General features: G+C 60.8%; 8 protein-coding genes. 5 read left to right on the top strand and 3 right to left on the bottom strand.

Translation table 11 applies throughout. The features are described from left to right. Window positions 1–176 precede the first annotated feature (176 nt). Complete coding sequence (locus I6L38_RS01080; RefSeq protein ID WP_042005943.1) at window positions 177–1,838, bottom strand: putative transporter; 1,662 nt, start codon at window positions 1,836–1,838, stop codon at window positions 177–179. A 118-nt stretch (window positions 1,839–1,956) separates the two neighbouring features. Further along, window positions 1,957–2,592 (bottom strand): hemolysin III family protein, encoded by a 636-nt coding sequence (locus tag I6L38_RS01075; protein WP_010636289.1) that lies wholly within the window; start codon window positions 2,590–2,592, stop codon window positions 1,957–1,959. A gap of 218 nt (window positions 2,593–2,810) precedes the next feature. Here I6L38_RS01075 and I6L38_RS01070 point away from each other — a divergent pair, with 218 nt between their 5' ends. From I6L38_RS01070 to I6L38_RS01060, 3 genes are all read left to right on the top strand, one after another. Continuing rightward, a complete protein-coding gene (locus I6L38_RS01070; RefSeq protein WP_043171883.1) occupies window positions 2,811–4,316 on the top strand; it encodes a pyridoxal-dependent decarboxylase in 1,506 nt (501 codons plus the stop codon). Window positions 4,317–4,420: 104 nt separating this feature from the next. Further along, window positions 4,421–4,984, top strand: coding sequence for a septation protein A (locus I6L38_RS01065; RefSeq protein ID WP_005309592.1), 564 nt, complete (start codon window positions 4,421–4,423; stop codon window positions 4,982–4,984). Window positions 4,985–5,008: 24 nt separating this feature from the next. Next, the gene (locus I6L38_RS01060) at window positions 5,009–5,305 is read left to right on the top strand and encodes a YciI family protein (protein ID WP_005309589.1); all 297 of its coding nucleotides are present in this window, start codon (window positions 5,009–5,011) and stop codon (window positions 5,303–5,305) included. A gap of 78 nt (window positions 5,306–5,383) precedes the next feature. On the opposite strand, the gene cysQ is transcribed toward I6L38_RS01060, so the two are convergent. Continuing rightward, complete coding sequence (gene cysQ, locus I6L38_RS01055) at window positions 5,384–6,154, bottom strand: 3'(2'),5'-bisphosphate nucleotidase CysQ (RefSeq protein ID WP_043171882.1); 771 nt, start codon at window positions 6,152–6,154, stop codon at window positions 5,384–5,386. 166 nt (window positions 6,155–6,320) lie between these two features. On the opposite strand from cysQ, the gene I6L38_RS01050 reads away from it, so the two are divergent. Beyond that, a complete protein-coding gene (locus I6L38_RS01050; protein WP_005309580.1) occupies window positions 6,321–6,641 on the top strand; it encodes a ComEA family DNA-binding protein in 321 nt (106 codons plus the stop codon). Window positions 6,642–6,736: 95 nt separating this feature from the next. Beyond that, a complete protein-coding gene (galU, locus tag I6L38_RS01045) occupies window positions 6,737–7,648 on the top strand; it encodes a UTP--glucose-1-phosphate uridylyltransferase GalU (protein WP_043171881.1) in 912 nt (303 codons plus the stop codon). Window positions 7,649–7,657 lie beyond the last annotated feature (9 nt).

Here is a 7,657-nt window from a genome sequence, read left to right as displayed (position 1 = left end):
CGCGAATGGCGCCGGAAACCAGTTAGAAAATTCGAATGGATAGACTGATTCGAGGCCGGAACGGTCGGTTAAACAGAAGGGTCAATAGCGGTGGGAATAAAAAATAAAATCAAGATGATCAATGTGTTGCAAAAATATGAAGGGAGCACCTCCAGTGCTCCCATTCGGGGTCATATTCAGCTGCCAGCCCACAGCAGGATGGCTAGCAACTGGGGCGAGATGATCCGCAGAAACATCACCAGCGGATAGACGGTCGCGTACGAGAGCGCGCTGGCACCACTGGTGGGATGCATGCCGTTGGCAAACGCCAGGGCGGGAGGATCCGTCATGGAGCCGGCCAGCAGACCGCACAGGGTGAGGTAGTTCATCTTGCCGTACAGACGGGCCAGCACCCCGACCACCAGCAGCGGGATCAGGGTGATCGCCACCCCGTACATCACCCAGGCCGGGCCGTCACCGTTGATCAGGGTATCGATGAAGCCGGCGCCAGACTTGAAGCCCACCACCGCCAGAAACAGCACTATGCCGATCTCCCGCAGCGCCAGGTTGGCACTGGGGGGCATGAACCAGTAGAGCTTGCCGATGCTGCCGATGCGCGACAGGATCAGCGCCACCACCAGCGGCCCGCCCGCCAGGCCCAGCTTGAGCGCGGCCGGGAAGCCCGGCAGGTAGAAGGGGATGGAGCCGAGCAACACGCCAAGACCGATGCCGATAAACACCGGCAGCATCTGCACCTGCTGCAGTTTCTGCTGCACGTTGCCCACCACATTGGTGACCGCCTCGATGGCGTCGAGTCGCCCTACCAGGTTGAGAATGTCACCGAACTGCAGGCTGGTCTGGCTGGTCGGCACCAGCTCGATGCCGGCCCGGTTGAGGCGCGAGATCACCACGTCGTACTTCTGCTTGATGTCGAGATCGCGGATCTTCTTGCCGAGCACCTGCTCGTTGGTCACCACCACCCGCTCCACCCGCAAGTCGGTGCCACGAGTGGAGAGCGAGGTCTCCACCTCCTCCCCCAGCACCAGCAGCACCTTGCGCAGGGCATGTCGCTCACCCACCAGATGCAGCAGGTCGCCCAGCTCGATGCGTGACTCCGGTCGCGGCACCATCAGCTCCTCGCCGCGCTTGAGGCGCGAGCAGATGACGTCGGCCTCGTCGAGACTCGGGATCTCGCTCAGCATCAGGCCGTGGATGTTGGGGTTGCGCACCGCGATGTTGATGGTCTGCAGACTCTCCTTGGTCTTGCCGGCCTGTTGTTCAAACTGGGCGGCTTCTTCGTCGATCTTGATGCGAAAGAACATGCGGATCAGCCACATGGTCAACAAGATGCCACAGATGCCGAACGGATAGGCGACCGCATAGCCCATCCCCATCAGGCCGGTGGAACCGGGGGCGGCCCCCAGCTCGGCCAGGATCTGCTGGCCGGCACCGAGGGAGGGGGTATTGGTCACGGCGCCGGAGAAGACCCCCAGGATCACCGGCAGCGGCACATCGAACAGCTGATGCAGGGCTGCCGCCACGGCGCAGCCGAGCAGTACCAGCAGGGCAGCGAAGCCGTTGAGCTTGAGGCCGGAGCTGCGCAGGGAGGAGAAGAAGCCGGGACCGACCTGAATACCTATGGTGTAGACAAACAGGATCAGGCCGAACTCCTGAATGAAGTGCAGGGTCTGCTCATCCAGCGCCAGCCCCGAGAGGCCGGCGAAGTGGCCCACTATGATGCCGCCGAACAGCACCCCTCCGATCCCGAGACCGACGCCATAGACTCGCCAGTTTCCCAGCCAGAGCCCCAGCACTGCCACCAGCGACAACATGCTGATGGAAAGCGCGATATCACTCATTTCGTGCATCCTTTGCGAATTGAACTGTCCCTAGCTTGTCAGCAAACGCCGCGGTCAACTGTGTGATACCGCACGAATTTATCCTTTTGCGCGGCAAAAAATACCAATTAAGGGCTAGTTATGCGACGTAACCATAAATGGCCATAAAGTGACAAACACTGCCCCCCAGCACGAACAGATGCCAGATGGCATGGTTGTAGGGGATGCGCTTGGCCACATAGAAGATCACCCCCAGGCTGTAGATGAGACCACCCAGCCCGAGTAGCAGCAAGCCTTCCCCCTCCAGATGGATGTAAAGCTGATAGACCACCAGCAGCGACAGCCAGCCCAGCATCAGGTAGGTAAACAGCGACAGCTTCTTGAAGCGGTTGATGAACAGCAGCTTGAACACCACCCCCGCCAGCGCCAGCCCCCAGATCACCACCATCAGCCCCTGTGCCAGCGGCGTGTCGAGCGCTACCAGCAGAAAAGGGGTATAGGTGCCGGCGATCAGCAGATAGATGGCGCAGTGATCAAACACCTTGCACCAGCGCCTGGCCGGCCCCTCCGCCATGCTGTGATAGAGGGTCGAGGCCAGATAGAGCAGCACCAGGCTGCCACCATAGAGGCTATAACTGATCAGTGCCTGGGTGCCCTGCGCCCAGCCCTTGTTCAACAACAACACCAACCCCAGGATCCCCAGCACCAGCCCCAGCCCGTGGCTGAGGCGGTTGGCCAGCTCCTCGCGAGGCGAATAATCCGTCACACTGCTCATTGCATACTCCTGCCCAAACTGCGCTCACTCTAGCTGCCGTCATTTCAGAGTACAAGTGTTAGCTTAAAGATGAGCCGTCCCCATTTGCGATGTTTCCCCACCGCGCACATGGCTGTCAGCCGTTGACCTTTGGTGTATGCTCTGCGGCCGATGCCCACTTAGCTGTTGCCGCCCCTTGTTCACCCCCGACTCCCCGGCAACCCGGTCTGGAGAACCTGATGAAGTTGACTGAGCTGTTTGCACAACCGGATCCGGCCTTTGGCCAGGCCATGACGGATCTGCTGGAGACCTTCCACCACTCGGATGACAGTCAGGCTCCCTATCAGCGCGACCAGTTCACCCACCAGCTTGAACAATCGGGCATGCCGGAAGCGGGGCTCGCCATGGCGGACTACCTGACCAGGCTGGCAACCCTGGTGCCCGGCGCCTCCCACCTGACCTCGCCACGCTACATGGGCCATATGACGGCACCATTGCCGGCCTTCACCGCCGAGCTCTCCCGTCTGGTGGTGATGCTCAACCAGAACCCGATGAAGATGGAGTCCTCCCGTCTGCTCAGCTTTCTGGAGCGAGAGGTGCTGGCCAAGCTGCACCGCCTCGTCTATCGCGCCGACGAGTCCTTCTACGGCACCCATATGCATGCCAAGGATGCGGCGCTCGGCGTCATGACCAGCGGTGGCACCATCGCCAACGTCACCGCCCTCTGGCTGGCCCGCAACCGCGCCTGCGGCGACAACCTGTTCGCCCTCTATGAGCAGGGGTATCGCGGCGCCGTCATCCTGGGCTCGCGGCTGATGCACTACTCCTTCGACAAGGGGATGGATCTGCTGGGGCTGGGGGCGCGCAGCGTCTGGCGTCTCGAGACCGACCAGCATAACCGGCTCAGTCTGGCCGCGCTGGAGCAAGCGTTGGCCCAGTGCAAGGAGCAGAAGCTCAAGGTGCTGGCTCTGGTCGGTGTGGCCGGCAGCACCGATTTCGGCTCCATCGATCCGCTGCCTGAGCTGGCAGCCATCGCCGCTCGCGAGCAGATCCACTTCCACGTGGATGCCGCCTGGGGTGGCCCGACCCTCTTTTCGCCCCGTTATCAGGGGCTGCTGGCGGGGATCGAGCACGCCGACACCGTCACCCTGGATGGCCACAAGCAACTGCTGGTACCGCTCGGTACCGGCATGCTGCTCTGCCGCCAGCCGGACCTGATGATGGTAGTCAAGCGGGAGGCCCCCTACGCCATCCGCGCCAGCTCTTTTGATCAGGGGCGCTTCACCCTGGAGGGAACCCGCCCGGCCAACGCCCTCTATCTGGATGCCGCCTTCCAGCTGTTCGGCCAGCAGGGTTATGCCGAGCTCATCGAGGCCAACTACGACCGGGCCCGCCTGATGGCCAGCCTCATCGACCAGGATCCGGCCTTCGAACTGATGTCGGCCCCGGTGATGAACCTGCTCTCCTATCGCTGCATCCCCCCTCATCTGCAGGGCAAAGTGCTGGACGAAGCCGCCAACGAACAGGTCAATGCCTTCAACGTCGCGCTGCAAAAGGCCCAACGCGCCGAAGGGCACAGTTTTGTCTCCCGCACCCAGCGGGCCGTGGGTCGCTACGGTACCCAACCGCTCACCCTGTTGCGGGCCGTACTGCTCAATCCCCACATCGAGGAGCGACATATTCGCGAGCTGCTGGCAGATCAGAAACGGTTGGGCGATGAGATCGCAGGGGAGCTATTTGGCTGAGGAACTGGCTGGCGAATGAGCGGTCTTATTCATTTGCCGTTGCCCATCGGGCAGGTACACTGGATGAAATTTTGCGTTCCACTCTTGAGGGCGACGAGCCAGACATGAAGCAATTTATTGAATTTATTCCCCTTATCGTTTTCTTTGCGGTCTACAAGTTCTACGACATCTACATGGCCACCGGCGCCTTGGTGGTGGTGACCGGTCTGCAGCTCGCCTACAGCTGGGTTCGCTATCGCAAGGTCGAGAAGATGCAGCTGTTCACCTTCCTGCTGGTCGGCTTCTTTGGCGGCCTGACCGTCATCTTCCACGACGACACCTTCATCAAATGGAAAGTGACCGTCATCAACGTACTATTCGCGCTGGGCCTGCTCATCAGCCGCTACGGCTTTGGCAAGAACCTCATAAAGCAGATGCTGGGCAAGGAGCTGCAGGCGCCGGATCCCGTCTGGGATCGGGTCAATCTCGGCTGGGTCGGCTTCTTCACCGTCTGCGGCCTGCTCAACCTCTATGTGGCCTTCAACCTGCCGCAGGAGGTGTGGGTCAACTTCAAGGTGTTCGGTCTGCTTGGCATGACCCTGGTGTTCACCCTGCTGAGTGGTGTCTATCTCTATCGCCACCTGCCTGCCGAGCAGCTGACCAAACAAGAAGACGAACTGAAAAAATAACCGCCATCAGAAAAGGATCCTCTCATGTGGTATCTCATCTACTCCGAAGATGTTCAGGGCAGCCTGCCGCTGCGCAAGCAGGCGCGCCCGGCCCATCTGGCCAGGCTACAGGCGCTGCAGGATGAGGGACGGCTGCTCACCGCCGGCCCCAACCCGGCCATCGATGCCGAGGATCCGGCCGATGCCGGCTTTACCGGCAGCACCGTCATCGCCGAGTTCGCCAGCCAGGCAGATGCCAAGGCTTGGGCCGATGCCGATCCCTATGTGGCGGCCGGGGTCTATGCCAAGGTGACCATCAAGCCGTTCAAGAAGGTCTTCTGAGCCAAGGGCAGTAGAGAAATAAAAAGGCCGGACTGGAGACTCACTCCCGTCCGGCCTTTTTGCATTCCACCGTCCCGTTTATGCCTTGGCCACGAACCAGGGGTTGAGGATGTCGGGCTTGTTGTAGCGCAGCGGCGAACCATCCAGCTGGGTGACGCTGCCGCCAGCCCCTTCCAGTACCGCCTGCGCCGCCCCCGTATCCCACTCGCAGGTCGGGGCGAGGCGTGGATAGAGCTCGGCGCCCCCCTCGGCGATGATGCAGAACTTGAGCGAACTGCCCATGGAGACCAGCTCAATTTCCCCCCCCGCCATGTCACCAAAGCGCGCCAGGTAATCAAGGGTCTCCTGTGACAGGTGATTGCGGCTGCCCACCACTCGCCAGGGAGTGCCTTCCTGATGAAGCCGGGTCTGGATAGACTCACGCTTGCCATCGGCAATGCGCGAGGCCCCCACCCCCTTGCCGCCATACCAGAGCCTGTCCAGCACGGGGGCATAGACCAGACCCCACAGTGGCTGGCCATGCTCGATCAGCGCGATATTGACGGTGAACTCGCCGTTGCGGGAGATGAACTCCTTGGTGCCATCGAGCGGATCCACCAGCCAATAGCGGGACCAGCCGAGTCGCGCCGCCATCACCTCGGGGGAGGACTCTTCCGACAGCACGGGAATGTCGGGGGTGAGCCGGGCCAGCGCCGCGACAATCAGCTCGTGTGCCCCCTTGTCGGCGGCAGTCAGCGGACTCTCGTCCCCCTTGTACTCCACCGCAAAGGGCTGACTGTAGATGGCCATGATGACCTCACCGGCGGCACGGGCGATGGGCTCCAGCTCGGAGATTGCGGGAAAAAACATGGAAAAAGACATCCTGGTCAAATGGTTGGAGCAGTGTACCCATTTTGGATAGAGGAGGCTTATAGCCGTTAGCTCTGACTTATACAGTGTCAGATATGACAGACCAAAAGTGGCGCGACTCGACTAATCCTCAATAGCGAAACCCACAACACAAGGACGTGACGCCATGAACTACAAGACCCTGACCGCCACCTTGCTGCTGAGCTGCCTGCCGCTGCTCAGCCAGCCCCTGCTGGCCGCCGACAAGCCCGCCGCCAAACCGGCCACCACGGTTGCCACCGCCAAGGAGAGTGGCAAGGTGAACCTGAATACCGCCAGTATCAACGAGTTGACTGCACTCAAGGGCATCGGCGAGAAGAAGGCACAGGCCATCGTCGATTATCGCGAGAAACAGGGCAAGTTCACCACTGTTGACCAGCTTGCCGATGTCAGCGGTATCGGGCCGGCCACGCTGGAAGCAAATCGGGACATGATTATCGTCAAGTAACCGGTTTCCACCACTTCCATTCTGGGGGCAGCCTGTGGCTGCCCTATTTTTCTTCGGGTATCATGGGCCCACTTTGTATCCTTTGGAACTGATCCATGAAAAATAATCCTCTTGTGGTCCGCAAGGCTGTTCTCCCCGTCGCCGGCCTGGGTACCCGCATGCTCCCCGCCACCAAGGCCATCCCCAAGGAGATGCTGCCCGTCGTCGACAAGCCACTGATCCAGTATGTGGTGCGCGAGGCTATCGCGGCCGGCATCAAAGAGATCATCCTGGTTACCCACTCGAGCAAGAACTCCATCGAGAACCACTTCGACAAGAGCTTCGAGCTGGAAGCCACCCTGGAAAAACGGGTCAAGCGTCAGCTGCTGGAAGAGGTGCAACACATCTGCCCGAAAGACGTCACCATCATGCACGTGCGTCAGGGTGAAGCCAAAGGGCTGGGTCACGCGGTACTCTGCGCCCGCCCGCTGATCGGCGACAACCCGTTTGCGGTGCTGCTGCCGGACGTGCTGATCGACGAGGTAGCCAGCGATCTCAAGCAGGACAATCTGGCCGAGATGGTGCACATGTTCGAAGAGAACCACATCAGCCAGATCATGGTGGAAGCCGTCCCCGAGAGCGAAGTGGACAAATACGGTATCGCCGACATCAAGGGGGAGGCGCTGAGCGAGGGCATGTCCCTGCCGATGCAGGCCATTGTCGAGAAGCCGCCTCGCGATGAGGCCCCCTCCAATCTGGCGGTGGTCGGCCGTTACGTGCTCTCTTCCAACATCTGGCCGCTGCTGGAACGCACCCCCGCCGGTGCCGGTGACGAGATCCAGCTGACCGACGCCATCGCCATGCTGATGGAACAGGAGCAGGTCAACGCCTACTTCATGAAAGGCCGCAGCCACGACTGCGGCAGCAAGCTGGGTTACATGAAAGCCAACGTGGAATATGCCGCGCGCCATCCGGAGCTGAACGGTGAATTTATCAATTGGCTGAAGCAGTTTGCCAAGCAGCTGTAATCGCTGATT

It is taken from the genome of Aeromonas sp. FDAARGOS 1408 (genome assembly GCF_019048665.1).
Taxonomy (GTDB): Bacteria; Pseudomonadota; Gammaproteobacteria; order Enterobacterales; family Aeromonadaceae; genus Aeromonas; species Aeromonas dhakensis.
This window is presented reverse-complemented; position numbering and strand designations above follow the sequence as displayed.